The sequence below is a fragment of the Pseudonocardia sp. MH-G8 genome, assembly GCF_002262885.1.
GTDB lineage: Bacteria > Actinomycetota > Actinomycetes > Mycobacteriales > Pseudonocardiaceae > Pseudonocardia.
On the sequence record NZ_NKYF01000014.1, the window covers coordinates 147731 to 172234 of the forward strand.

Here is a 24504-nt window from a genome sequence, read left to right on the forward strand (position 1 = left end):
ATCATGCTCGCGCGGCGCACCCCGCGAGGACGGCGCGCAGCGGGGCGAACCGGGAGAGGCTGTCGTCCAGGCCGCCGGGACGGGCGCTGAGAAGCCAGCAGGCCCGTTGCTCGACCAGCAGTGCGTCGAGGCGGGTGATCAGGTCCGCGGCCGCGTCCGGCGTCAGCGCCGCGGTCCCGCCCGCGGCGAGCAGCGCGACGGCGAAGCGGGCCAGCTCGACGGCTTGCGCGGTCTCCCGCACCGCGATGTCGCCGTCCGCACCGGCCGTGCGCGCGGACGCGAGCGTGCGGGCGGCGTCGGCGAGCACGCGCTCGGCGTCGGCCAGCGCGGCAGGGGTCACGGCGGGGACGGCCGCGGCGTCGCCGCCCTCGAGCAGCAGCGTGAACAGCGCCGAGGAGTTCAGGATCGGGGCGTCCAGCGCGGCGGCGACCGACCCGATCGCGGTGAGCACCGCGCCCAGCCCGGCGTCCTCGGCGAAGACCACGCGGTCCAGCGCGGCCGCGAGGTCGATCTCGCGGTTGGCGTCCAGGCACCAGCTGGCGGCGGCCGCGAGCAGCAGGGGCGGGTAGGTGATCGCCGGCGGCTCGTGGTGGCCGTGGTCGCCCCAGGAGGTCAGCACGTAGCCGGTGGCCCCGTGCTCGAGGCCGGCCTCGGCGGCGTCGAGCACGTTCTCCACGGCGTTGTCCAGCCGGCCGACCAACGACTTCCACGCCCCGGTGCCCGGGGCCACCCAGAACGGGCGGCCCGCCGCGGTGAGCGCCTCGGCCCGCTTCCGGAAGCCCCCGGCGAGGGCCTCCATGTCGAAGCCGTCGATCTTCCACTGCCGGTGCTGCTCCTCGCTCGCGCGATCGAGCGCGGCGCGGGCGTGCTCCGGGCCGTCGTACTGCCAGACCACGGGGATGAGCCCGGACGTCGGCAGGTCCTGCGCCACCTGCGGGTGGTCGGCGAGGACGTCGGCCCAGAACTCGACCTCGACGCCGTCCTCGAGCAGCGGCGTGGCGATCCGCAGCAGCTGGTCGAGGTAGACCCGGCCGACGCCGCGCTCGGCGGCGTCGGCGGCGCTGCGGCCCCGGCCCAGCTCCCACGGCTCGTCGGCGCCGATGTTCACCCGGCGAGCCCGCACCGTGGCGGCGAGCTCGCGCACCAGTGCCACCGCGAACTCGGCGTTCTCCGCGGTCGGCTCCAGGGTGCTGGGCGGGCGGTGCCTGCCGTTGATCGAGAATCCTTCCGGCTTCTCGGCGCGGTCCCGGTGGGGCCCGGTGGCCAGCCAGCGCTCCATGTGCCCGAGCGTGTTCTGGTTGGCCACCAGCGTGATCCCGTGCGCGGCGCACAGCGCGTCGAGCCAGCGCATGTCGTCGGCCGTCAGCGGGCTGGCCGCCGCCCAGACCGCCTCCTGGCCCGCGAAGGCGAAGGTGTGCTCGGTGTAGAGCTCGAGCTGGTTCATCCGGGCATCGGCCAGGATCTCCACGTAGCGCCGCAGCGTGCGGCGGGTGGGCACGCGGTCGCGGCTGACGTCGAGCATGAAGCCGCGCACGGCGAAGTCGGGCCAGTCGCGCACCCGCACCGCGCGGCCGGCGAGCTCGCGGTCGGCGGTCAGCTGGTCGAGCGTCTGGCGGGCGTAGCGCAGCCCGGCCTCGTCGCGGTAGCCGATCCGGGTGCCGGACGCGTCGCGCTCCAGGGAGTAGCCCTGCTCGGGAAGGTCCGGGTCGTGCTGCACGGCCAGCGGCGCGCGCGGCGCCGGGCCGGGCGCGTCGAGCCACTCGAGCGAGCGGGGGACGGGGAACAGCGGCACTGCAGTCACGTCGATCATGTTGCCTCCAGCAGCGTGCGCAGGGCGTCAAGCACGAGCTCGTCCTCGCCGGGATCCAGGGTCTGCGGGTTGAGCGCGATCGCGTCGCCGTGCACGAGGACCGCGATCCGCGGGTCGCGCTGCCACAGCGCGTCCGCGAGGGTCTCGGCGGTCCAGCCGCTGCCCGGCGCCGGGGTCACGAGTGCGCGGCCGTGCGGCTGGCCCGCCTCGCTGGGGTAGCCCCGCTCGACGTGGACGCCGCGGACGTCGCGCAGGCCCTCGACCCAGCGCGCCACGCCTGCCTCGTAGCCGGCGAGCACGGCGGCCTCGTCGCGCTCCAGGGACCACTCGACGGCGGCGAGCAGGCCGAGGATCTCCTCCTTGCCGACCTTCATCCCGCGCCCCACGGCGTGGTGCGGCGAGCCGTGGCGCCGGCACCCCTCGACGATCCGCTCGCTGCCCAGCACCAGCCCGCTGGACTGCGGCCCGCGCAGCCCCTTCCCGCCGCTGACGATCACGGCGTCGGCGCCGAGTCCGGTGGTGTAGTGCCAGAGCGAGGACACGGGCGGGATCTGCGCGGCCGCGTCGACGAGCACCGGGACGCCCCGCTCGCGGGCGGCGGCGAGGACGTCGACCAGATCCGGTGCCCCCTGCGCGTAGTGCGCGCCGGCGAACCACAGCACGCACGCCGTGGCCGGGCCCAGGGCCGCGGTGAGCGAGGCCGGGTCGTCGTCGAACTCGACGACCTCGACCCCGAGCAGCTCCACGGCGTAGTCGTAGCCGTTGCGCTGGGCGCGGCAGATCGCCACGGCGGGGCGCCCCGGCAGCGGGAAGGCCCTCTCGTCGACGTCGAGGCAGGCGGCGACCGCGAGGGAGAGCCCGGCCGCCGCCCCCGAGGTGACGTAGCCGGCCGTGTTGCCGGTGCGCTCCGCCAGCCGCGCACCCACCGCGCGCTGCAGCTCGGGCACGTCGACGAACTCCGTGGACGCGCGCGCCATCGCCGCGGGCACCGGGGGCGCCAGTCGCGAGCCGCCGAGCCGGGTGAGGGTGGCCGCGGCATTGATCACCGGACGCAGGCCCAGCTCGCGGTAACCCCCTGCTGCGCCGCTCACGAGAACCGCGTCAGCGCCGGCACCCCGAGCTGCGCCGCGAGCCAGGCGTCGAGGGCGTCGGTGTCGGTGGCGTCGCGGTCGGTGCGCCGGTAGGTATCGGCCCCGAGCGTCGCGACCAGCTCGGGCGACCAGGTCCCGCCGCCGGAGCCCTCGACGAGCAGCGTGCGCGCCCGCACACCGGCTGCGTGCGCCGCCGGCTCGAAGACGGAGAGGGTGGCGGCGAGGCGCGGCTCGTCGTCAGGGTGGTGGCGCAGGTGGTCGGAGAGCTCCTCCCACGGGTAGGCCGCCGACGCGTGCCGCCGTGCCAGGGCGGCGTGCAGCAGCGGCGCGGTGACCCGCGCGGCGGCGAACAGCGGGCGGCGTGCCGCGGTGAGCAGCACGAGGTCGTCACCCGTGACCCCGACGCGCGCCGGATCGACCTCCGGACGGGCGGCGAGGACCTCGGCGGCGCGCAGGCAGTCGGCCACGACGTCGCGGTAGACGTAGCCGTCCGGGTCGGTGATGCCGCTGGTGAACAGGCCGGGGTAGGCCGCCTCGGCGGGGGAGTCGGCGCGGCGCTGCCCGCGGTGCATCGCGGTGAACACGACGTAGCGCAGGCGCTCGTTGTGGTGGGGCGGGTTGTTGACGCTGCCGTGGCGGGGCAGCTCCAGCAGGCCGGGGAACGGTCCGGGCCCGGTCGGCACGCTGAGGTAGCCGAAGAGGCGCTGCCCGCGCAGCGAGCTGAACGACACCTCGTAGCCGGTGTACTCGGCGCAGCTGCGCCCCGGCACCGGGGTGAGCACCGGGCGGGCCGGGAAGCCCGCGAGCTCGGCGTCGAGGTGGTCCCACCAGGTGCTCATCGCGCGGCCTCCCGCAGGTGTTCGTCGAGGAACCGTTCGATCTCCGGGCCGACCCAGGCCAGACCTGCGTCGTGGCCGCAGTCGTCGAAGGCGCGCAGGCGGGTGGGGCAGGCGAGCCGCTCGTGCAGGGCGAAGCCGGTCTCGGGCGGGCAGACGTCGTCGCGCATCCCGAGGTGCAGCAGGGTGGGCGCCTGCACGGCCGGGGCGAAGTTGAGCCCGTCGAAGTAGGCGACGGTCTCGCGGACCTGCGGTTCGAGCTCGGGGTGCACCCGGAGGAACTCGGTGATCTCCTCGTACGGGTAGGAGCGCGTGAGCCGCGTGCAGTCCATGATCCCGCAGAGGTAGGGCGCGCCGGCCGCGAGGCAGCGCACGAGGTCGGGCCGCAGAGCCGCCGCGACGATCCCGAGCCCGCCGCCCTGGCTGGAGCCCCAGACCCCGAACCGGGACGCGTCGACCTCGTCGAGGCCGGCCACGACGTCCAGGCCGCGCACGATGTCGGCGTAGAAGCCGCGGTAGGTGTAGGTGAACCGGTCGACGATGTGCGAGACCAGCAGGCCGGGGTAGCCCGGGTCGACGGCGCCGCGGGCGCGCAACTTGCCGCGCGGGGCGAGGTCGACGGTCACGTAGCCGCGCCGGGCCCACGACTTCAGCACGCCCGGATCGGAGATGTAGCCGGGGATGTGGACGGCCGCGGGCCACCCGTCCGCGGGTGCGGGGCCGGTGGGCTGCGCGCACCACGCGGCGACGCGCACGCCCTGGAAGCTCGTGTAGTACAGCTCGGACACCGCGACGTCGGGCGTGGACAGGTCCGGGCGGGCCACGCGCTGCGGCTGCGGGTCGATCGCCTCGGTGAGGCGCAGCGTCTCGGCCCAGAAGTCGTCGAAGTCGGCGGGCCGGTCGACCTCGATCGTCGCCGTGCGCGGGTCGCGCAGCGTGCCGGTCACAGCTGGTCCTCCATCGGGTCCTCGTAGGGGGGTGCGTGCACGGCCGTCCCGGTCTCCTCGTCGAACAGGTGCAGGCGGTCGGGGCGCAGCGTCACGGTGATCGGGCTGTCGGTCGCGGCCCGGAACGGTGCGGGCACGCGGGCCTTGACCAGGGCGCCCGCGCCCAGATCGACGGTGACGAGGACGTCGGCGCCCAGCGGCTCGGTGACGAACACGGTGCCGGGCAGCCCCTCGCCGGAGCGCGCGAGCAACACGTCCTCGGGGCGCACACCGAGCACGAGGCGGCCCGTCGGGTGCCGCTCGGCGGCGGCCGCGGCGTCGGCCGGCAGGGGGACCTCGAAGGACGCGCCGCGCAGCATCCGCGTGCCGGCGTCGTCGGCGGCCGTGCCGGGCAGGAAGTTCATCGCCGGGCTGCCCATGAACGAGGCCACGAACATCGTGGCCGGGCGCCGGTAGATCTCCTCCGGCGGCGCGCACTGCTGCAGCACGCCGTCCTTGAGCACCGCGATGCGGTCGGACATCGTCATGGCCTCGACCTGGTCGTGGGTGACGTAGATGAACGTGCGGCGCAGGTCGGCGTGCAGGCGCTTGAGCTCGGCGCGCATGTCGACTCGCAGCTGGGCGTCGAGGTTGGACAGCGGCTCGTCGAGCAGGAACGCGCCGGCGTCGCGGATGATCGCCCGGCCCAGCGCCACCCGCTGGCGCTGCCCGCCCGACAGCTCCTTGGGCCTGCGCCCGAGCAGGTGCTCGATGGAGAGCGACCGCGCGGTCGCCCGCACCCGGGACTCGATCTCGGACTTCGGCACCCGCAGCATCCGCAGCGCGAACCCGATGTTCTCGGCCACCGTCTTGTGCGGGTAGAGCGCGTAGCTCTGGAACACCATCGACACGTCGCGCTTGTTGGCAGGCAGGTACCCCACGGGCTGGTCGTCGAAGTAGACCTCGCCCCCGCTCGCCCGCTCCAGCCCGCAGATCATCCGCAGCGTCGTGGACTTCCCGCAGCCCGACGGCCCGACGAGCGTCAGGAACTCCCGGTCCTCGATGGTCAGGCTCAGGTCCTGCACCGCCACGGCGTCGCCGAAGCTCTTGCGGACGTTCTCCAGCCGCACCTGTGCCATCGCTACCCCTTCACCGAGCCGGCCGCCATGCCCGTGACGATCAGGCGCTGGAAGATCAGCACCAGGATCAGCGGGGGCACCACGGCGAGCACCCCGGACGCGGCCATCAGCGTGAACTGCGTGTTCATGTCGGTGGCGAAGTTCGCGGCCACCACCGGGATCGTCTTCGCCGCCGCCGTGGACGTCATGAACAGCGCGAACATGAACTCGTTCCACGCCGTCATGAACGAGAACACCGCGGCGGCCACGAGGCCGGGCGCGGCGACGGGCAGGAACACCGTCCACATCGTGCGCAACCAGCCGCAGCGGTCGACGCGCGCCGCGTCCTCCAGCTCGGTGGGCACGGCGCGGAAGAAGTCCTTCAGCACCCAGATCGTGACGGGCAGCGAGAACGTCAGGTACGACAGGATCAGCGCGCCGTAGGTGTCGAGCAGCCCGAACGACCGCATCATCAGGTAGAACGGGATGATGATCGCGATGCTCGGGATCATGCGCGTGAGCAGGTAGCCCACCAGCAGCAGCGTCGAGCCGCGGAACTTCAGCCGCGAGAACGCGTACGCCGCGGGCACGGCGAGCACCAGGTTCAGCGCCGCGGTCGCGGTGGCCACCACCAGGCTGTTGACCAGCGCGTAGGGCGTTTCCTTGATCGCGCGGCCGCCGACGAGCGCCTCGCCGGCGTCGGGGTCGAGGAAGCTCGCGTAGTTGCCCAGCGTGGGATCGGCCGGGTTCCACTGCGGCGGCACCGCCACCGCGTCGACCTCGTGCATGAAGCTCATCGCGACGATCCAGTAGAACGGCAGCACCAGGTACAGCGCGAAGACCAGGGCCACGGCGTAGACGACGATCTTCTTCCACGGCACCCGGTAGCGCAGCGGGACCGTGGTACTGGGAACGGTGGAGCTCATGTCGCGAAGTTCCCCCTCCGGTACAGCACGCCGATGTAGACGACCGACACCGCCAGCGTGATCAGGGTGATCACCCACGAGATGGCGCTGCCCAGGCCCACGTCGGTGTAGGTCAGCGCGGTGCGCACGTTCAGCACGGCGATGACGTCGGTGGCGTCACCGGGCCCGCCGCCGGTGAGCACGTAGATCGTGTCGAACGCCCGGAAGGAGTTCATCGTCTCGAGGATCAGCACGATCAGCAGCGGGTGCATCAGCCAGGGCAGCGTGACCTCCCGGAACCGGGAGAACACCCCCGCCCGGTCGACGCGCGCGGCGTCGTAGAGGTCGGACGGGATCGTCGAGAGCCCCGCGAGCAGCAGGATCACCGCGAACGGGAGCGTGTTCCAGACCTGCGCGAACGCCGTCAGCAGGAAGGCTCCCGTCGGCGAGGACAGCCACGCCTGGTACTCGTCGATGATCCCGAGCTGGGTGAGCAGCCCGTTGAGCGCGCCGGTGCGGGCGTCGAAGATGGTGCGCCACATCAGCCCGTTGACCACGCCGGGCATCGCCCACGGCAGCAGCGCGAGGCTGCGCAGCACGCCGCGGCCGAGGAAGGTCTCGTTCAGCACCAGCGCGAGGGCGAGCGCCAGCACCACTGTCATGCTCACCACGAGCAGCACGAACAGCCCCGTGGTGCGCAGCGAGCCGAGGAACTGCGGGTCGCTCCACAGGGCCAGGTAGTTGTCCACGCCGAGGAAGCGGGTGGCTCGCGGGCGGCGCAGGTTCTGCCGGTGCAGGCTCACCCAGAACGAGTAGCCGATCGGGTAGGCCACGAGCGCCAGCAGCACGACCAGCGCGGGGCCGTTGAGCAGCCAGGCCCGGCGGCTGTCGGTGAGCGTTCCCGGCGTCATGCGTACCGCTCCGCGAGGAGCCTGGTCTCCGCGTCCAGCCCGGCGGCCGCCTCGGCCGGGCCGGTGGCGCCGATGATCACCTGCTGGGTGGTGCGCTGCAGCGCCGTCTCGAACTCCGCGTACCAGGGCGCCGCGGTGACGGTGCGGGCCCGCGCCGTCTCCGCGAGGCGGGAGTACATGGCCGGATCGGCGAACGTCTCCAGCGTGGCGAGCACCTCCGGGTCCTGCGCCAGCTGCGGGAACGGGAATCCCAGGCCGCGCTCGAGGAACCAGAACCGCGCCGTGGCCGGCACGCCGTTCGCGTCGAGCCCGCCGAAGTGGTGCAGCAGCCGGACCGCGCCGTCGGAGACCTCCGGGCTGCGGGTGCTGTCGCGGCCGAGGCAGTACATGCGAGTGCTGCTCACCGTGCCCTCGGTCGTCCCGTCGAGGCTGGGGACGGGGGCCAGCCGGATCGCGCCCGCCACCGTCGACTTCGCGGGGTCGTTGTAGCTGCGCAGCGCGTACCGGGGGGCGAACACGAAGGCGTACTGGCCGGCCATCACCGCGTTGTCCATGGGGATGGGCAGCGTCTGCACGCACGCCGGGTCGAGCACCGCCGACTGCCGCGTCACGCGCGTGAGCCACTCGAAGACGCCCACGGTGGCCGAGCCGGGAGCGCTCATCACGGGCGCGAGCCGCTCGTCGAACAGGTCCTGCCCGTTGGCGTAGACCATGGCCCAGGTCCACAGCGCCGCGGTGTCGGCGAGCTGTGCGGGCAGGCCGATCGGGAACGGCAGGATCCCCGCGTCCTTGATGCGCAGTGCTTGGTGCTCGAGCTCGTCGAGGGTGCGCGGCGGCGCGCTGATGCCGGCCTTCTCCAGGATCGCCTCGTTGTACACCAGGGCCTGCATGTCGGTGTAGTACGGCAATCCGTACCGCTTTCCGCCGTACACCATCGCCGCGGCGTTCGTCGGATAAATGGCGTCATACACCTCGGCGACGCCGGGAATGTCGTCGAGCGGCCGCAGGTACTCCGCCTCGACCGATCCGGCGAGCGAGTCGTCGTACATGTACAGCACGTCCGGGCCGGCCCCGCCGAGGAACTCCGCGGTGAGCTTGCGGATGAACTGCGCGCTCGTGATGGGCGTGTAGTCGACCTCGACGCCCGGGTTCCTGCTGGTGAACAGGTCGACGTTCTGCTGCACGAGCTGGGCCTCGTAGTCCCAGCCCTCGAACCGGATCACCCCGCTGCGTGCGGCACCGCAGGAGGCGAGCACCGGGAGCGCGGCACCGGCGGCGGCGACCCGCAGAAACGTCCGCCGATCCATCTCGCCCCCATTGGTCCGGTTCGAGCGCAATTGCCCGCCCTGCGTTCTCGGCAGCCTGCCGCCCGCTCCATCCGGATGTCAACACCACGCCGAAAGAATGCTATTTATGTATCCAGGTTCGTTTGGGGTGGCGGCCGAATCAGCCGGCGGCGGCCGCAGTGGTGAGCGTCTGCTCGATGGCGAGGCGGTAGAGCGTGGTGGGGCGGCCGCGGCGGTGGGTCTGGGCGCTGCCCTCGGGCACCGCGAGGTGGTGGGCGGCGAGCTTGCGGACCAGCCTGCGCCCGCTCGGGTCGGTGATCCCGAGCGTGTTGGCCAGGTCGCTGGGCGAGATCGGACGGCCGCGCAGCGTGCGTTCGACCGCGAGCAGCCGCGACAGCGTGGCGGCGCTGAGCCCCGCCTCGCGTGCCAGCCCCTCCAGGTGCGTGGCGTGCCCCGGGTGGGCGGGCTCCGCGGCGTCGCGCGCGGGCCCCATCGGGCCGATGATCACGCCGCTGTCCTCCAGGAGGTAGGCCACGGCGCGGCCCTCGGCCTCGGCGCGGGCGGCGGCCCGTTCGGCGAGCGCCACGCACGTGCGGGCGGAGCTGCCGATCCCGAACCCGGCGGCCACGGTGAGACCGAGCTGCTGCTCGGCCGGGCCGAGCGCGGGCACGGCGACCCAGTTGCGGGTGGCGCGCTCGAGCAGGGCCATGTGGGCGAAGACCAGCACCCCGCGCCGGCCGCGGTTCTCCATCCAGGTGTCCGCGAGCTCCGGGGTCCGGTGCAGCAACCCCGCGAGGTCGGCGCGGGCCTGGTCGACGTCGACGCCGTCGGGCTGCCGGGTGACCACGAAGACCCCGGCGGAGAACCGCAGCTCACGGGCGCGGTGCGACTGCGCGCGCAGCGCGAGGCCGTGCAGCTCGGCCCGGACGGTGGAGGGCACCGGGGTGCTCTGGACGACCGGGACGCGCCCGCGCAGGGCCCGCGCCACCGCCATCCGCGCGGTGACGACCACACCGCCCGCGGATCCCAGCGCACGCAGGTGCCGTTCCGTGATCGACGCCGGGTCCTGCCCCGCGGCGTAGGGCAGCGTGGTGATGCGCATGCCGGCCATGCCGAGCGCGCCCGTCACCTCCGCGACCTCGTCGTCGTCGAAGGTGTCGACGCTGAGCACCCGCGCGTCGGGGTGGCGGGCCTGCGCCCGGGACAGCGCCAGCGACAGGTCGAGCGCGGCCGGGCGCAGGACCGTGGTCGTCAGCGTGGCGGGCAGCAGGTCGCCGCAGGCGTCGTAGGGCAGCGGGCCGAGCAGGAGCCCGTCGACCCGGCCGGTGGCCAGCAGCTGCGCCACCTGCTCCCGGATCTCGTGCTCCTGGCGGTAGACGACCCATTCCAGCTCCGCGCCGCGCAGGGGGCGGGCGGCCTCGGTGAAGACGTCACGCTGGTCGGCGTGGACCACGATGCCGATGGCCACCGTCATGTGGTCACCTCCGTCGAGGCTCGGGACGGCGCGCCGCCGAACCTGCGAGTTGCGGCGGGCGGATCAGCGGTCGAGCACGGCCAGCGCGTCGATCTCCACGAGCATCTCCTCGCGCGGCAGCCCGACGAACACCGTGGTGCGCGCCGGCAGCACCCCGGACGGGCAGTGCTCACCGACGAAGGCCGCGTACGCCTCGTTCATCGACGCGAAGTCGTCGCGGGTGGTGAGGTAGACGCGCAGCATGATCACGTCGTCGAGATCGGCGCCCGCCGCGCGCAGGATCGCCCGCACGTTCTGCAGGGTGCGCGTGGTCTGGGCCTTGACGTCACCGGGGTGCACGAACTCGCCGGTGGCCGGGTCCTGCGGCCCCTGCCCCGACACCTGCACCATCCCGCCCTTCACCACGCCCTGGGAGAAGACGGGCATGGGGGTGGGGGCGTCGTCGGTGCGCACGGCGCGCTTCGCCTCGGTCATCGGTGGTCCTTCCTGGAGCGCGGGCTGAGATCGGATCGACCCTAACCGACCCAGCTACAACGTTTTCTGCCCTGACGAGCCGGCGACGGGCGAACGAACGGCACTCTCGTTGCCACCTAGCCGATGAGAGTGCCGTTCGTTGCGTCGACTCACAGGGATACCGTGCTACAACGTTTTCCCCTCACGGAACGGAACCCGCGATGCAGCGCCACAGCGCCCAGCTGGATACGACCACCTGGTTGGGTGCGAACTTCTGGTCCCGCGCAGGTGGCCCGCGGATGTGGACGAACTACGACCCGCACCTCGTGCGCCGCGAGCTGGCCGTGCTCGCCGAGCACGGGCTGACCATGACGCGCTCGTTCTTCTACTGGCCCGACTTCATGCCGGCGCCCGACCGCATCGACGACGAGCTGTGCGCCCATTACGCCGACTTCCTCGACGCGCACCGCGAGGCCGGCATGCAGACCATCCCGACGTTCCTGGTCGGGCACATGTCGGGGGAGAACTGGTACCCGTCCTGGCAGCAGGGGCGCGACCTGTACGCCGACGTGTGGATGGTCGGGCGGCAGGCGTGGTTCGTGCAGCGCATGACCGAGCGGTTCGCCGCGCACGACGCGGTGTGCGGGTGGCTGATCTCCAACGAGATGCCGGTGTTCGGGCGGCTGCGCGGCGAGCCGCCCGCCCCGCGCGAACAGGTGACCGCGTGGGCGCAGCTCATGGTGGCGGCCGTGCGGGCCGGGGGCGGGCACCAGCCGGTCTCGCTCGGCGACGGCGCGTGGGGCATCGAGGTCACAGGCAGGGACAACGGCTTCTCGCTGCGCGACACCGCCGAGTTCGTCGACTTCGTCGGCCCGCACATCTACCGCGTGGACAACGACGTGGTGCGCCAGCACCACCGCGCCGCGTTCGAGTGCGAGCTCGCCGCCGTCGCCGGCCGTCCGGTGGTGCTGGAGGAGTTCGGGCTGTCCACCGACACCGCATCGGCCCGCAACGCGGGCCACTACTACCGCCAGGCGCTGCACGGCTCCCTGCTCGGCGGCGCCCGCGGCTGGATCGCCTGGAACAACACCGACTTCGACGACCTGGCCGACGTCTCGCCGTACGACCACCACGGCTTCGAGCTGCACTTCGGCATCACCGACTCGACCGGTGCGCCGAAGGAGCCGCTGCGCGAGATGGCGGCGTTCGCGCAGATCCTGCGCCGGGTCGACGTCGCCCGTTGCCGTCGCGTCGACACCGACGCCGCGCTGCTCGTGCCGGCGTTCCTGGAGAAGGGCCTGCCCTACGGCTACCCCGAGGACCGGCCCGTCGTGTTCGACGCGCTGCGCCAGGCCTACACGAGCGCCCGGGGCGCGGACCTGCCGTTGGCTTTCGTGCGCGAGGTCGACGGGCTCGACCCGTCGGCCGGGCTGTACCTGCTGCCCTCGACCCGCCAGATCACCGCGCCGACGCGCAACCGGCTGGAGGAGCTCGCCCGCGGCGGCGCCACCGTCTACCTGTCGTACCTGTCGGGGGAGACCGGCACGACCCGTGGCCCGTGGTTCCAGGACCTCGACGGCCTGTTCGGCGTGCGGCAGCAGCTGTCGTACTGGGTGCAGGACCTCATCGAGGACGACGTCGTCGAGATGCGGTTCGAGGGGGACTTCGGCTCCCTGCGCGCGGGCACGGTGCTGCGGTTCGCGGTGGCCGGCAGCCCGGACGCGCGCGCGTACCTGCCGGTGGAGCCGGACGGCGCCGAGGTCGTGGCCCGCGACGCGCGCGGGCGCCCGGCGCTGCTGCGGTACCGCATCGGCGCAGGCGAGGCGATCCTGAGCACCTACCCCGTGGAGTACCTGGCGGCGAAGGCCCACCGGGTGAACCCGGAGGACACGGTGCGGCTCTACGGCGCGCTGGCCGAGGTCGCAGGCGTGCGTCGCGAGGTGACCGTCGAGCACCGGGCGGTCGGCGCCGACGTGCTCGTGCACGCCGACGGCCGCCGCTACGCGTGGCTGGTGAGCCAGTCGGCCGACCCGGTGACGGTGGCGCCGGTGGTCGCCGACGGCACGCTGCACACCCTCGACGGGCAACCGGTCGGGGAGGTCGTGCTCGACGCGTACGGGGTTGCGGTCCTGGAGATCATCGGAGGATGACCGACTCCACGCTGCTTCGCGACGTCCTCGTCCCCGAGGCCGGCCCCGCCGACCTGCTGCTGCGCGACGGCCGCGTCGCCGCCGTCACCCCTGCCGGTACGGGAGAGGCCGGCGCCGCCGAGGTCGTCGAGGGCGGCGGGCGATGGGCGCTGCCCGGGTTCGTCGACGCCCACGTGCACGGCGAGGCCGCGGTGTTCGACCCGGACGTGCAGCTGGCGATGCTGCGCCAGGGGATCACGACGGTCGTGCTGGGCCAGGACGGCGTGTCGGTGGCACCGAGTCCCGTGGGCGGGCCGCACGACGCCACGGCGTACGCCACGAGCTACTTCGCCGCGATCAACGGCGCCCACCCCGGCTTCACCGGCGGCTCGGTGGCCGACGTGCTGGCCACCTACGACGGCGCGACCGCCGTCAACGTGGCCTACCTCGCCCCGCACGGCACGCTGCGGTTCGCCGTGGTGGGCGGCGACCTGCGCCCGGCCACCGGCGCGGAGGTCGAGGCGATGGCGGCGCTCCTGGCGCAGGCCGTCGCCGACGGCGCCTGCGGGTTGTCCACCGGCCTGGAGTACCTGCCGGGCGGCGCGGCGGAGCGCGACGAGCTGGTGGCGCTGTGCCGGGTCGTCGCCGGGGCGGGGCTGCCGCACGTCAGCCACATGCGCGGTTACGAGGCGGCGGTCCCGGCCGCGCTCGCCGAGCTCGTCGACATCGCGCGGTCCAGCGGCGTCGCGACGCACGTCTCGCACCTGCACGGCCCGGCCGACGTCGTCGAGGCCGCGCTCGCCGACGCGGCCGCCGCCGGCGTGGACGTGACCTTCGACTCCTACCCCTACCTGCGCGGCTGCACGATCCTGTCGATGTTGACGCTGCCGGGCTGGGTGCCGGTGGCCGAACCGGAGCGCGCGCTGGCGCTGCTCGCCTCCCCGCGGCGCGCGGAGGTGCTGGAGCACCTCGCGGGGCTGACCGACCTGTGGCCGCGCACCACCCTCGCGTCGGTGCCCGGCCCGCTCGCGTGGGCGGAGGGACTGACACTGCCCGAGGTCGCCGCCCGGCTCGGCCTGCCGGTGCCCGAGACCGTGCTCGAGCTGCTCGTCCGCAGCGGGCTGCGGGTCAGCGCCGTGTTCGCCCAGCCGCCGACGAACTCCGGGGCCTCGGTACGGCGGTTGCTGGAGCACCCCGGCCACCTGGCCGGCTCCGACGCGATCTACCTGGGCGGGCGCCCCCACCCCCGCGGCTGGGGCGCGTTCGCCCGGATCTTCGCGCTCGGCGTGCACGAGCTGGGCGGCTGGTCGATCGACGATGTCGTCGCGCACCTGTCCGGTCGGGCCGCGGCGCTGTTCCGGCTGCCCGGGCGGGGTCGGCTGAGCCCCGGCGCCGTCGCGGACGTCGTGCTCGCCGACCCGGCGGCCGTGCGCGACCGCTCCGCCTACGCCGACCCGCGCCGGCCTGCGGAAGGCATCGACGACGTGTGGGTCGGCGGGGTTGCCGCCCTGCGTGACGGCCGGGAAACCGGGGCCACCCCGGGCCGCGCCGTGCGTCCCGGCCCGGCCTGATCCGGCCGTGATCCGGCGGAGCGGGATCGGGCACGGCATGATCTGCCCCGTGCTGCTGCAGTTCCCCGATCCCGTCGTCACCGTGACCACCAAGGGTTGGCGGGTGCCGGAGCCGCTGGCGGCCCAGCGGGTCCGCCGCGACCGGCCCGCCCTCGCCCACCTCCCGTTGTCGTGGCCGCTGGCCACCCTCGACGGCGCTGCCCTCCGGCACAACATCGAGTCGGTCGCGCGGCTGTGCGCGGAGGCGGGCGTGGAGATCGCCCCCCACCTGAAGACCACGATGGCCCCGCTGGTTCTCCAGGCCCAGCTGGCGGCCGGGGCGTGGGGGGCCACCGTCGCGACGCCCGCGCAGGCCAGGACGGCCCTGAGCTGGGGCACCCCGCAGGTCCTGCTGGCCAACGAGCTGGTCGACGCGGGCGACGCGGGCGACCTGATCGAGCGGGTGGTCGGCGCGCCCGAGGGCACGCAGCTGTGGTGCTACGTCGACTCGCAGGTCGGGGTCGAGCTGCTGGCGCGCGTGGCCGCGGGTCGCGGCGACCGGCTCGGGGTGCTGATCGAGCTCGGGGTGCCCGGCAGGCGCACCGGCGTGCGCACGGTGGCCGACGCCGTCGCGCTCGCCCAGGCCGCTCGCGCCGCCGGGCTGCGGGTGCTCGGCGTGGCCGGCTACGAGGGCAGCGTCACCGGCACGACCCGCCCCGACGACCTGGCCCGGGTGGGGGAGTACCTCGCTGCGCTGCGGCAGCTCGCCGACGAGCTGGTGACCGGCGGGCTGCTGGCCGATCCCGCCGCGCCCGTCGTGATCTCCGCGGGTGGCAGCTCCTTCGTGGACGTGGTGCTCGACGTGCTCCCCGGACCGTTGCCCGGCGGCGCCCCGGTGCGCGTCCTGCTGCGTTCGGGGGCCTACGTCGCGCACGACCACGGCCTCTACAGCCGCACCGACCCGTGGTCCCGGATCCCGGGCAGTGCCCGGCTGCGCCCGGCCGTCCAGGTGCTGGGGCAGGTGTTGTCGGTGCCGGAGCAGGGGCTGGCGCTGGTCGGCGTGGGACGCCGCGACGTCCCGTTCGACCAGGACCTGCCGGTGCCGTTGCTCGTGCACCCCCGGGCGAACGGGCGTCGTACGCCGCGCCAGGCCGCCGGTCGCAGCGTCGAGCTCAACGACCAGCACCTCTACCTGCGCGACGAGCCCGGCCTCGTGCCCGGCGACCTGCTGGCGCTGGGCATCTCGCACCCGTGCACGCTGTTCGACAAGTGGCGCATCCTGCCGCTCGTGGAGGGCGACCGGGTCGTGGACCTCGTGGAGACGTACTTCTGACGACGCTGGTGCAATGCACTGATTGCACAAGAGCCATCGATGTGCAATCCTGGTGTTGCAGGTCAGGAGCGCCGGTGACGACCGCCCTGGCCTGCCTCACCACCAGATCAGGAGCAGCTCCATGGACAACCCCGAGCACCCCTCCTACGAGGGTGGGCGGAACATCGCGATGAAAGTTCCGCCGCACCAGTGGTCGCAGACCGTGGCCTTCTACCGGGACACCCTCGGCCTTCGCGAGCTGGGCAACCCCTTCGACTCCGGCCCGCAGTCGGTGGGGTTCGCCTTCGGGGCCAACCGGTTGTGGATCGATCGCGTGCCCGGGATGAGCCAGGCCGAGCTGTGGCTGCAAGTCACCACTGCCGACACCGCCGCCGCCGCGGGCCACCTGGCGGCCGCAGGAGTGCACCGCTGCGACGAGATCGAGCCGCTGGACGGCGACTCGGCGTACTGGGTCACCAACCCGGCCGCGATCGTCCATCTGGTCTCCGAGCCCGACCCGGTCTGAATCCGGCCCGCCGAGCCGGGCAGGGTCCGGTGACGGGTGTCACCCTCGTTCCATGACCGCGGAGAGCCCTCGCCCCCGGACCGACGTCGACAAGGCCCTGCTCGGCCACGCCACCTACCGCAGCCTGGGTGAGCAGCAGCTCTCGCCGGCCGAGGAGCGGTTCGAGAAGGGCCGCCGGACGGTCGGGCTCTTCCTCGCGCCGCTCGTCACGATCGTCTTCCTCGCCCTCCCGCTGGGCCTCGAACCGCAGCAGCAGAACCTCGCCGCGGTGCTGCTCGGGGTGATCGTCCTGTGGGTCACCGAGGCCGTCCCGATCCCGATCGGCGGCCTCATCGGTGTGGCAGTGGTGGTGTTCCTGCAGGTCGAGCCGGCCGACGACGTGCTCGCGAACTTCGGCTCGTCCACGGTCTTCACGTTCATCGGCGCGTTCATCCTCGCCCAGGCGATGCTCAAGCACGGCCTGGCGCGGCGTTTCGCGTTCCGGATCCTCGCGTTGCCCCGGGTGGGGAACTCCACGTTCGGGGTGATCATCGCGTTCGGCGCGATCACCGCGCTGCTCTCGGCGTTCGTGTCGAACACCGCGACCGTCGCGATGCTGCTGCCCACGGCGCTGGGCATCCTCGGCGTGATCGCCAAGCTGCTGCAGGAGCGCGGCCTGGTGGCGTCCGACTTCGACCCGCTGCGGCTGCGCGTCGGCGCGGCGATCATGTTGATGCTGGCCTACGGCGCGAGCGTGGGCGGCCTGCTCACCCCCGTCGGCAGCCCGCCGAACCTCATCGGGCGCGGCCTGATCGAGCAGGCCACCGGGGAGCGCATCAGCTTCGCGGCGTGGATGGGCATGGCCGTGCCGATCTGCCTGCTGATGTTCGTGGCGCTCGCCGTCGTGCTGCTGCTGATCAACAAGCCCGAGATCCGGCGCATCGACGGCGTCGAGGACTACGTGGCCCGGCAGCGCGCCGAGATGGGGCCGCTGTCGCGCGCGGAGAAGAACACGCTGATCGCCTTCGGCATCACCGTGGCGCTGTGGATCTTCCCCGGCATCGTGGCGCTGGTCGCGGGCACCGACTCCGACTTCTACACCGCCGTCACCGACCGGCTCGACGAGGGCATGGTCGCCGTGCTCGGCGCCTCGCTGCTCTACCTGCTGCCCACGGACTGGCGGAACCGCGAGTTCACGCTGCGCTGGAGCGATGCCGCGGACATCGACTGGGGCACGATCGTGCTCTTCGGCACCGGCATCATCTTCGGCGCGCTGCTCTCCTCCACCGGCCTCGCCGAGACGATCGGCAACGGGGTCTCCGCCGGCCTCGGGCTCACCAGCATCGTCGCGATCACGATCTTCGCGGTGCTGCTCGCGATCGTCGTGTCGGAGACCACGAGCAATACGGCGTCGGCCGCGGTGGTCGTGCCGATCGTGATCCCGGTGGCCCTCGCCGCGGGCGTCAACCCGTTCGTGCCGGCGATCGCGGCCACCTTCGCGGCGTCGTTCGGGTTCATGCTGCCGGTGTCGACACCGCAGAACGCGGTGGTCTACGGCTCGGGTGCGGTGCCGATCACCACGATGATCCGCTCCGGCTTCTCGTTCGACGTGCTCGGCGCGATCCTCATCATCGTGATCCTGCCGCTGATGGTGGCGCTGCTGGGGTTCGGGGCGGCCTGAGGCACGGCGAGACAGGGTCCTCGCACGCGACCCGTCAGGCGTCCGACGGACCCCGATCGACAGAGGTGGGGAGGACGCCCATCGCGACGTCGACGATGGCGGCCCGCGGTGCGAGGCGTGAGACCTCGGGGATGGGGATCCACTGCGCGAAGTCGGTCGTGCCGCCGACCTCCGTGGTGCCCAACTCCCCGCCCACGATCGTGGCAGCGAGGAGGAAGCGCTGGGAACGGAACGGGCGACGATGATCGGCGCGTGGAGCGGTGACGTGGTGCTCCGCGAGCACCCGGCCCACGTCCACCCGGTAGCCGGTCTCTTCGAACACCTCACGGGCAACTGCGTCACTGATGGACTCGTCGAACTCGACTCCCCCGCCCGGCATGGTCCAGCACGGCTCAGCGCGAGCGCTCCCGTTGAACCATGTCAGCAGGATGTGCCCATCTGCACTGACCAGCAGCCCGTAGGCGGCGATACGGGTGTCGTACTCGGTGAAATGCACGAGCCGAAGCTACCGGTGTCGCCGGTGCCTTGATCATCAGTTCTGCCCAGGGCGGCCTCGTGGAACCGGCGCGGCCGACCCTGGCTGTGGCAGGAGCCGTCGGGCGCCCTGCGGTGAGGGACACTGGCGGCCGTGCAGAGAATCGCCGTGATCCCCGGGGACGGGATCGGTTCCGAAGTGATCGACTCCGCTCGCGCCGTGCTCGACGCGGTGTGCGCCCGCCACTCGGTGTCGTTGGAGTACACCGAGTTCGACTGGTCGTGCGAGCGGTACGCGAACGAGGGCGCGATGATGCCCGCCGACGGCATCGAGACGTTGCGCGGCTTCGACGCGATCCTGCTCGGGGCCGTCGGCTGGCCGGGCGTGCCCGACCACGTCTCGCTCTGGGGCCTGCTCATCCCGATCCGCCGCACCTTCCGCCAGTACGTCAACCTGCGCCCGATCCGGGTGTTCGAGGGCGTGCAGAGCCCGCTGCGCGGCGCCGACGACGTCGACTTCGTGGTGGTGCGGGAGAACGTCGAGGGCGAGTACTCCGAGGTCGGCGGCCGGGTGAACCGCGGGTTCCCGGACGAGCTGGCCGTCCAGGAGTCGGTGTTCACGCGGGTCGGGGTGAGCCGGATCGCCGACTTCGCGTTCGAGCTGGCCGCCTCGCGCCGCGGCTACGTCACGAGCGCGACGAAGTCGAACGGCATCGTGCACACCCTGCCGTTCTGGGACGAGGTCGTGGCCGAGCGCGCGGCGCGGCACCCGGACGTCCGGTTCGACAGCGAGCACATCGACGCCCTCGCCGCGAAGTTCGTGCTGCAGCCGCAGCGGTTCGACGTGGTGGTGGGCTCGAACCTGTTCGGCGACATCCTCTCCGACCTGGCCGCCGCGGTCGCCGGCTCCATCGGCATCGCCCCCTCGGCCAACCTGGACCCGACCAAGGAGTTCCCCTCGATGTTCGAGCCGGTGCACGGCTCGGCCCCGGACATCGCGGGCCAGGGCATCGCCAACCCCGTCGGTGCGGTGTGGTCGGCGGCGCTGATGCTGGAGCACCTGGGCCACGCGGCCGCCGCCGCGGACGTCGTGGCTGCGATGGAGACGACCCTGCGCGACGGGTCAACCCGCACGAAGGACCTGGGCGGCACGGCGACCACGCAGGAGGTCACGCAGGCCCTGGTGACGGCGCTGGGCTAAGGCTCTCCAGAAGTTCAGGAAAGCCACATTCAGGTCCTGCAGGTTCATGGATGTGGCTTTCCTGAACCTCAGCCGGCGGCGAGGACCTTGCCGGGGTTGAGGATGCCCTGCGGGTCGAACGCTTCCTTGATCCTCCGGTGCAGATCGAGGCTCAGGTCGCCCAGTTCCGTCGCCAGCCAGTCGCGCTTCAGGACGCCCACGCCGTGCTCGCCGGTGATCGTGCCGCCCAGCGCCAAGCCTAGCTGCATGATCGCGTCGAAGGCGCGCTGGGCCCGGTCGACGGCGGCCGGGTCGCCGCGGTCGAAGATCACGGTGGGGTGCATGTTGCCGTCACCCACGTGGCCGGGGCAGGAGACGAGCACGCCGTGCTCCTGCGCGATCGCGGTGATGCCGTCCAGCAGCTCGACCAGCCGGGAGCGCGGCACGGCCACGTCGTCGATGAGCGTGGAGCCGAGCTTCTCCACCGCGAAGTGCACGATCCGGCGGGCCTCCATGAGCATGGCCGACTCGGTGGCGTCCGACGCCACGGCCACGTCGAGCGCCCCCAGCTCGCTGCAGATCGCGCCCATCGCCGCGACGTCCTCGGCCGCGCGGGGCCCGCGGTCGGACTGGGTGAGCAGCAGCGCGCCGGCACCGGTCGGCAGGCCCATGTCGCGGTAGTCCTGGATCGCCCGCACCGTGACGCCGTCGAGGAACTCGCACATCGACGGCGCCAGGCCCGCGGCCATGATCCGGGTGACGGCCGAGAGGGCGTCGGCGGCCGAGCCGAACGCCGCGGCCATCGTCAGGGCGGCCTCCGGCGCGGGCTTCAGCCCGAGCGTGGCCTGCGTGATCACGCCGAGGGTGCCCTCGGAGCCGACGAGCAGCTTCGTGAGGTCGTAGCCGGCCACGCCCTTCGCGGTGCGCCGCCCGGTGCGCAGCAGCTCGCCGCTCGCGGTGACGACCTCGAGCCCGCGGACGAAGTCGGTGGTCACGCCGTACTTCACGCAGCACAGCCCGCCCGCGTTGGTGGCGAGGTTGCCGCCGATCGTCGACAGCTCCCACGACGAGGGGTCCGGCGGGTAGTAGAGGTCCTGCTCGAGTACGGCGCGCGAGAGCACGGCGTTCAGCACACCGGGCTCGACCACGGCCACCTGGTCGACCGGGTCGATCTCCAGGATCCGGTCCATCCGGGTGAGGGAGACCACGATGCCGCCGTCGACGGCGTTGGCCGCGCCCGACAGCCCCGACCGCGCGCCCTGCGGCACCACCGGCACCCGGTGCGCCGACGCCACCCGCAGCACGTGCTGCACCTGCGCGGTCTCCGTCGGGCGCACCACGGCGAGCGGGGCGCCCGCGGCGCAGAAGTTCGCCTCGTCGTGCCGGTAGGCCTCGGTGCTGACCGGATCGGTGAGCAGCGCGTCGGCAGGCAGTCCGGCGGCGAGTTCGTCGAGAACGGTCATGGGGTCCCCCTGTGTCTGATGGCCTCCGCGTCGCTGCGGCGGCTCACGGGCCTTCAAGCGCCGCTGGGTCTGTTGGCTTCCGGGGCGGCTCGCGCTGGTCGCACATCGATCGTGGTGCCGGCACACCGACTGCAGTCGGTGTGCCAGCGAGGAAGTCGGTGCGTGAGCCATGAAGTCGGTGCGCGAGCGAGGAAGTCGGTGTGCGCGCGGGGCGGCCGCGGCGCCCGGGTCGTCGCACACCGATTGTGGTGCTGCCACACCGACTGCAGTCGGTGTGTGAGTGCGGCAGTCGGTGTGTGAGCGTCATGTCGGGCGGAGGCGGGCGTGGCTCGACTCCAGGTGCGCGCGCATCGCCGCCGCGGCGCGGGTCGGGTCGCGGGCCTGGACGGCGTCGGTGATGCGGCGGTGTTCGGCGAGGGCCTGCGGGCCGATGCCCCGGTCGTAGTACTGCCGGTAGATGTGCAGGTGCCAGTTCGTGCGCTCGAACGCCTCGCGCACCTGGTCGCTGCCGGCGAGCTCGGCGACCAGCAGGTGGAAGCGCGCGTCGTGCGCGCTGAAGGCGCGGTACGCCGCGTAGGTGTCGGCCTCCGGCGCGTCGGCCGCCGTGAGCTCGGCCACCAGTCGGGCCCGGCCGGCGTCGTCCGCCCGCTCCGCGGCCCGGCCCGCCGCCCACGGCTCGATGAGCAGCCGGAACCGGTAGAGGTCGGCGAGCTGATCGGGGGTCAGCAGCGGTGTGGTGCGGTAGCCGCGCAGCGGTTCCTTGACGACGAGCTGCGCCGACTCCAGCCGGGCGAGCGCCTCGCGCACCGGCGTGGGGGAGACGCCCAGCTCGCGGGCGAGGCCGTCGATCGAGACGCGGGCGCCCGGGGCGATCCCGTGATCCATGATCATGGCCTTGATCGCCTCGTGCACGTCGTCGACGAGCACGGGCCGGCTTCCCGGCCGCGGTGCGCGGGGCCCTGGCGTCACCGGGAAGATCCTATAGGATCCACGCGCAGCGTGTGCCGCGAACGGACAGGAGCCGTGGAGTATGGAGATCGTCCGCTACGTCGAGCAGGGTGGGACGCAGCCCCGGGTGGGGGTGCGCCGCGAGGGCAAGATCGCCCCGGTGCGCTACGGCTCGGTCGCCGAGCTGCTCCAGGAGTCGCAGGACGCCCTGCGCGCCGGCCTGGAGCCCACCGGGCCGGAGGTGGACGCCGCCACGGTCACCTACCTGCCGCCCGTCGACGGGCGCACCGAGGTGTGGGCCTCCGGCGTCACCTACGAACGCTCCCGCGCCGGCCGGGTGGAGGAGAGCGTCCAGGCGTCGGTGTACGAGCTCGTCTATGACGCGCCGCGTCCCGAGCTGTTCCTCAAGTCGGTGGCCTGGCGCGTGGTCACCGACGGCGAGCCGGTGGCCGTGCGCGCCGACTCCGAGGTCGACGTCCCGGAGCCCGAGCTCGCGGTCGTGACCAACAGCGCCGGGGAGATCGTCGGTTACACCGTCTGCAACGACGTGAGCTCGCGCTCCATCGAGGGCGAGAACCCGCTCTACATCCCGCAGGCGAAGATCTTCAGCGGTTGCTGCGCGCTGGCCACGGGTATCCGCCCGGCGTGGGAGGTCGACACGGCCGACCTGGCGATCACCATGAAGGTGGTGCGCGACGGCGCCACCGCCTTCGAGGGCGAGACCAGCACGGCCCGTCTGCACCGCACGCTGGAGGAGCTGGTGGAGGTGCTCTACGCGCCCACCGACTTCCCCGACGGGGCGATCCTGTCCACCGGCACGGGTATCGTCCCGGAGCTGAGCTTCTCGCTCGCCGAGGGCGATGTCGTGGAGATCGACATCGCCGAGGTGGGCACCCTGACCAACCCCGTCGTACGGGGTCGCGAACCGTTGGCCTGGCTGGTGGACGCCTGCGAGCGTCCGGCCGCCAGGCGGAAGGGACAGCAGTGACCGTTCCCGACACCACGCCCGAGGAGATCGAGCGCATCCTCGCGGCCGCCGCGCAGGCCGCCGGACCGTTCGCGGCGCTGCGCCCGGCCGAGCGCGCCCGGCTGCTGCGCGCGGCCGCCGACGCCCTCGACGCCGCGGCCGGCGAGCTCGTGCCGATCGCGATCGAGGAGTCGTCCCTGCCCGAGGGCCGGCTGACCGGTGAGGTCGCCCGTTCCAGCGGCCAGCTGCGGCTGTTCGCCGACGCGCTCGACGAGGGCTCCTACCTCGAGGTGACCCTCGACTCGGCCGACGCGAACGCCTCCCCGGTGCCGCGTCCGGACCTGCGCCGGATGCTGCTGCCGCTCGGCCCGGTCGCCGTCTTCGCGGCCAGCAACTTCCCGTTCGCGTTCAGCGTGCCCGGCGGCGACACCGCGTCCGCGCTCGCGGCCGGCTGCCCCGTCGTGCTCAAGGCCCATCCCGGCCACCCGCGGCTGTCGGTGCGCACCGGCGAGGTGCTCGTCGAGGCACTGCGTGCCGCAGGCGCCCCCGACGGCACGTTCGCCGTGGTGCACGGCATGGACGCGGGCGCCACGGTGCTCACCGACCCGCGGATCAAGGCCGGCGCGTTCACCGGCTCGGTCAAGGGCGGCATGGCGCTGCTGGAGATCGCGACCAAGCGCGCCGAGCCGATCCCGTTCTACGGCGAGCTGGGCAGCCTGAACCCCGTGTTCGTCACGCCGGCCGCGATCGCCGCCCGTGGCAACGACCTCGCCGACGGTTACGTCGGCTCGTTCACCCTCGGCACCGGTCAGTTCTGCACCAAGCCGGGCCTGCTGTTCCTGCCCGCGGGCCACGGCCTGGAGGAGCGGCTCACCGAGGCCGTGCGGAACGCGGCGCCCGCCGGCATGCTCAACGACCGGATCCGCGAGGGGCACGCCCACGAGCGGGACCGGCTGGAGGGCCTGGGCCCGGTGCGCACGCTGGTGCACGGCGCCGACACCGACGCGGGCGTCGCGCCCACGCTGCTGGCCACCACCGCCAAGGAGCTGCTCGCCGACCCGGACTCGCTGCTGCAGGAGTGCTTCGGGCCCACCTCGATCGTCGTCGAGTACAGCGACCCCGACGAGATGCTGGCCGCCGCGGAGGCGTTCGGCGGCAACCTGACCGCCACCGTGCAGGCGGAGGACTCCGACGCCGCCACCTTGGCGCCGCTGCTCGACGCGCTGCGCGACCGCGCGGGCCGGCTGGTCTACAACGGCTGGCCCACCGGTGTGGCCGTGTCGTGGGCGATGCACCACGGCGGCCCGTTCCCGTCCACCACGGCGTCGATCCACACGAGCGTCGGCGTCACGGCGCTGCGCCGCTTCCTGCGCCCGGTCTGCTACCAGAACACCCCGCAGGCCCTGCTGCCCGAGGCGCTGCAGGACAGCAACCCCCTGGGCCTCCCGCGCCGCCTCGACGGGGTGCTCACCGGAGCCTGACCCA

21 protein-coding genes are annotated in these 24504 nt (G+C 73.2%); 8 read left to right on the plus strand and 13 right to left on the minus strand.

Translation table 11 applies throughout. From position 1 onward, the window contains the following. Position 1 precedes the first annotated feature (1 nt). The 10 genes from CFP66_RS27720 to CFP66_RS27765 all read right to left on the minus strand — a co-directional run bounded on the left by CFP66_RS27720 (position 2) and on the right by CFP66_RS27765 (position 10831). Complete coding sequence (locus CFP66_RS27720; protein ID WP_094928199.1) at positions 2–1801, minus strand: family 20 glycosylhydrolase; 1800 nt, start codon at positions 1799–1801, stop codon at positions 2–4. A 5-nt stretch (positions 1802–1806) separates the two neighbouring features. Then, on the minus strand, positions 1807–2901 hold the full coding sequence (locus tag CFP66_RS27725) for a hypothetical protein (protein ID WP_094928114.1): 1095 nt from the start codon (positions 2899–2901) through the stop codon (positions 1807–1809). Further along, entirely contained in the window at positions 2898–3740 is an 843-nt protein-coding gene (locus tag CFP66_RS27730; protein WP_094928115.1) for an acetylxylan esterase, read from the minus strand. Before CFP66_RS27730 ends, CFP66_RS27725 begins: the two co-directional genes overlap by 4 nt. After that, complete coding sequence (locus CFP66_RS27735) at positions 3737–4684, minus strand: acetylxylan esterase (protein WP_094928116.1); 948 nt, start codon at positions 4682–4684, stop codon at positions 3737–3739. Before CFP66_RS27735 ends, CFP66_RS27730 begins: the two co-directional genes overlap by 4 nt. After that, complete coding sequence (locus tag CFP66_RS27740; RefSeq protein ID WP_094928117.1) at positions 4681–5802, minus strand: ABC transporter ATP-binding protein; 1122 nt, start codon at positions 5800–5802, stop codon at positions 4681–4683. Before CFP66_RS27740 ends, CFP66_RS27735 begins: the two co-directional genes overlap by 4 nt. Before the next feature lie 2 nt (positions 5803–5804). Further along, positions 5805–6707, minus strand: a complete 903-nt coding sequence (locus tag CFP66_RS27745; RefSeq protein WP_094928118.1) for a carbohydrate ABC transporter permease — start codon at positions 6705–6707, stop codon at positions 5805–5807. Further along, positions 6704–7597 carry a carbohydrate ABC transporter permease gene (locus CFP66_RS27750; RefSeq protein WP_094928119.1) on the minus strand — a complete coding sequence of 298 codons (894 nt, stop codon included), beginning with the start codon at positions 7595–7597 and terminating at the stop codon, positions 6704–6706. Before CFP66_RS27750 ends, CFP66_RS27745 begins: the two co-directional genes overlap by 4 nt. Continuing rightward, the gene (locus tag CFP66_RS27755; protein ID WP_094928120.1) at positions 7594–8904 is read right to left on the minus strand and encodes an extracellular solute-binding protein; all 1311 of its coding nucleotides are present in this window, start codon (positions 8902–8904) and stop codon (positions 7594–7596) included. The genes CFP66_RS27750 and CFP66_RS27755 overlap by 4 nt, the downstream gene beginning before the upstream one ends. A 139-nt stretch (positions 8905–9043) precedes the next feature. Further along, positions 9044–10357: a MarR family transcriptional regulator gene (locus CFP66_RS27760; protein WP_094928121.1), complete on the minus strand. Its 1314-nt coding sequence runs from the start codon at positions 10355–10357 to the stop codon at positions 9044–9046. A 63-nt stretch (positions 10358–10420) separates the two neighbouring features. Further along, positions 10421–10831 (minus strand): RidA family protein, encoded by a 411-nt coding sequence (locus CFP66_RS27765; RefSeq protein ID WP_094928122.1) that lies wholly within the window; start codon positions 10829–10831, stop codon positions 10421–10423. 200 nt (positions 10832–11031) lie between these two features. On the opposite strand from CFP66_RS27765, the gene CFP66_RS27770 reads away from it, so the two are divergent. From CFP66_RS27770 to CFP66_RS27790, 5 genes are all read left to right on the plus strand, one after another. Next, the gene (locus CFP66_RS27770) at positions 11032–12960 is read left to right on the plus strand and encodes a cellulase family glycosylhydrolase (protein ID WP_094928123.1); all 1929 of its coding nucleotides are present in this window, start codon (positions 11032–11034) and stop codon (positions 12958–12960) included. Next, a complete protein-coding gene (locus CFP66_RS27775) occupies positions 12957–14510 on the plus strand; it encodes an amidohydrolase family protein (RefSeq protein ID WP_094928124.1) in 1554 nt (517 codons plus the stop codon). Before CFP66_RS27770 ends, CFP66_RS27775 begins: the two co-directional genes overlap by 4 nt. 7 nt (positions 14511–14517) lie before the next feature. After that, on the plus strand, positions 14518–15822 hold the full coding sequence (locus CFP66_RS27780; RefSeq protein ID WP_198961702.1) for an alanine racemase: 1305 nt from the start codon (positions 14518–14520) through the stop codon (positions 15820–15822). Between the two features lie 121 nt (positions 15823–15943). Continuing rightward, positions 15944–16327, plus strand: a complete 384-nt coding sequence (locus tag CFP66_RS27785) for a hypothetical protein (protein WP_094928125.1) — start codon at positions 15944–15946, stop codon at positions 16325–16327. Between the two features lie 52 nt (positions 16328–16379). Further along, complete coding sequence (locus CFP66_RS27790) at positions 16380–17987, plus strand: DASS family sodium-coupled anion symporter (RefSeq protein WP_094928126.1); 1608 nt, start codon at positions 16380–16382, stop codon at positions 17985–17987. A gap of 34 nt (positions 17988–18021) precedes the next feature. Here CFP66_RS27790 and CFP66_RS27795 read toward each other — a convergent pair whose 3' ends face one another. After that, a complete protein-coding gene (locus tag CFP66_RS27795; protein WP_094928127.1) occupies positions 18022–18483 on the minus strand; it encodes an NUDIX hydrolase in 462 nt (153 codons plus the stop codon). Positions 18484–18606: 123 nt separating this feature from the next. Here CFP66_RS27795 and CFP66_RS27800 point away from each other — a divergent pair, with 123 nt between their 5' ends. After that, a complete protein-coding gene (locus CFP66_RS27800; RefSeq protein ID WP_198961709.1) occupies positions 18607–19662 on the plus strand; it encodes a tartrate dehydrogenase in 1056 nt (351 codons plus the stop codon). Positions 19663–19730: 68 nt separating this feature from the next. On the opposite strand, the gene CFP66_RS27805 is transcribed toward CFP66_RS27800, so the two are convergent. Both CFP66_RS27805 and CFP66_RS27810 read right to left on the minus strand, forming a co-directional pair. Further along, entirely contained in the window at positions 19731–21104 is a 1374-nt protein-coding gene (locus tag CFP66_RS27805; protein WP_094928129.1) for an FAD-binding oxidoreductase, read from the minus strand. 303 nt (positions 21105–21407) lie between these two features. Continuing rightward, positions 21408–22073: a GntR family transcriptional regulator gene (locus tag CFP66_RS27810; RefSeq protein ID WP_198961703.1), complete on the minus strand. Its 666-nt coding sequence runs from the start codon at positions 22071–22073 to the stop codon at positions 21408–21410. Between the two features lie 61 nt (positions 22074–22134). Here CFP66_RS27810 and CFP66_RS27815 point away from each other — a divergent pair, with 61 nt between their 5' ends. Next, positions 22135–23040 (plus strand): fumarylacetoacetate hydrolase family protein, encoded by a 906-nt coding sequence (locus CFP66_RS27815; protein WP_094928131.1) that lies wholly within the window; start codon positions 22135–22137, stop codon positions 23038–23040. Beyond that, on the plus strand, positions 23037–24500 hold the full coding sequence (locus CFP66_RS27820) for an aldehyde dehydrogenase (NADP(+)) (RefSeq protein WP_094928132.1): 1464 nt from the start codon (positions 23037–23039) through the stop codon (positions 24498–24500). The genes CFP66_RS27815 and CFP66_RS27820 overlap by 4 nt, the downstream gene beginning before the upstream one ends. Positions 24501–24504: the final 4 nt, after the last annotated feature.

Bases quoted from the DNA above. Each gene is read 5' to 3' on its own strand.
- CFP66_RS27785 (WP_094928125.1), top strand. From the start codon at position 15,944: ATGGACAACCCCGAGCACCCCTCCTACGAGGGTGGGCGGAACATCGCG.
- CFP66_RS27775 (WP_094928124.1), top strand. From the start codon at position 12,957: ATGACCGACTCCACGCTGCTTCGCGACGTCCTCGTCCCCGAGGCCGGC.
- CFP66_RS27745 (WP_094928118.1), bottom strand. From the start codon at position 6,707: ATGAGCTCCACCGTTCCCAGTACCACGGTCCCGCTGCGCTACCGGGTG.
- CFP66_RS27765 (WP_094928122.1), bottom strand. From the start codon at position 10,831: ATGACCGAGGCGAAGCGCGCCGTGCGCACCGACGACGCCCCCACCCCC.
- CFP66_RS27755 (WP_094928120.1), bottom strand. From the start codon at position 8,904: ATGGATCGGCGGACGTTTCTGCGGGTCGCCGCCGCCGGTGCCGCGCTC.
- CFP66_RS27750 (WP_094928119.1), bottom strand. From the start codon at position 7,597: ATGACGCCGGGAACGCTCACCGACAGCCGCCGGGCCTGGCTGCTCAAC.
- CFP66_RS27805 (WP_094928129.1), bottom strand. From the start codon at position 21,104: ATGACCGTTCTCGACGAACTCGCCGCCGGACTGCCTGCCGACGCGCTG.
- CFP66_RS27740 (WP_094928117.1), bottom strand. From the start codon at position 5,802: ATGGCACAGGTGCGGCTGGAGAACGTCCGCAAGAGCTTCGGCGACGCC.
- CFP66_RS27790 (WP_094928126.1), top strand. From the start codon at position 16,380: ATGACCGCGGAGAGCCCTCGCCCCCGGACCGACGTCGACAAGGCCCTG.
- CFP66_RS27730 (WP_094928115.1), bottom strand. From the start codon at position 3,740: ATGAGCACCTGGTGGGACCACCTCGACGCCGAGCTCGCGGGCTTCCCG.
- CFP66_RS27760 (WP_094928121.1), bottom strand. From the start codon at position 10,357: ATGACGGTGGCCATCGGCATCGTGGTCCACGCCGACCAGCGTGACGTC.
- CFP66_RS27815 (WP_094928131.1), top strand. From the start codon at position 22,135: ATGGAGATCGTCCGCTACGTCGAGCAGGGTGGGACGCAGCCCCGGGTG.
- CFP66_RS27770 (WP_094928123.1), top strand. From the start codon at position 11,032: ATGCAGCGCCACAGCGCCCAGCTGGATACGACCACCTGGTTGGGTGCG.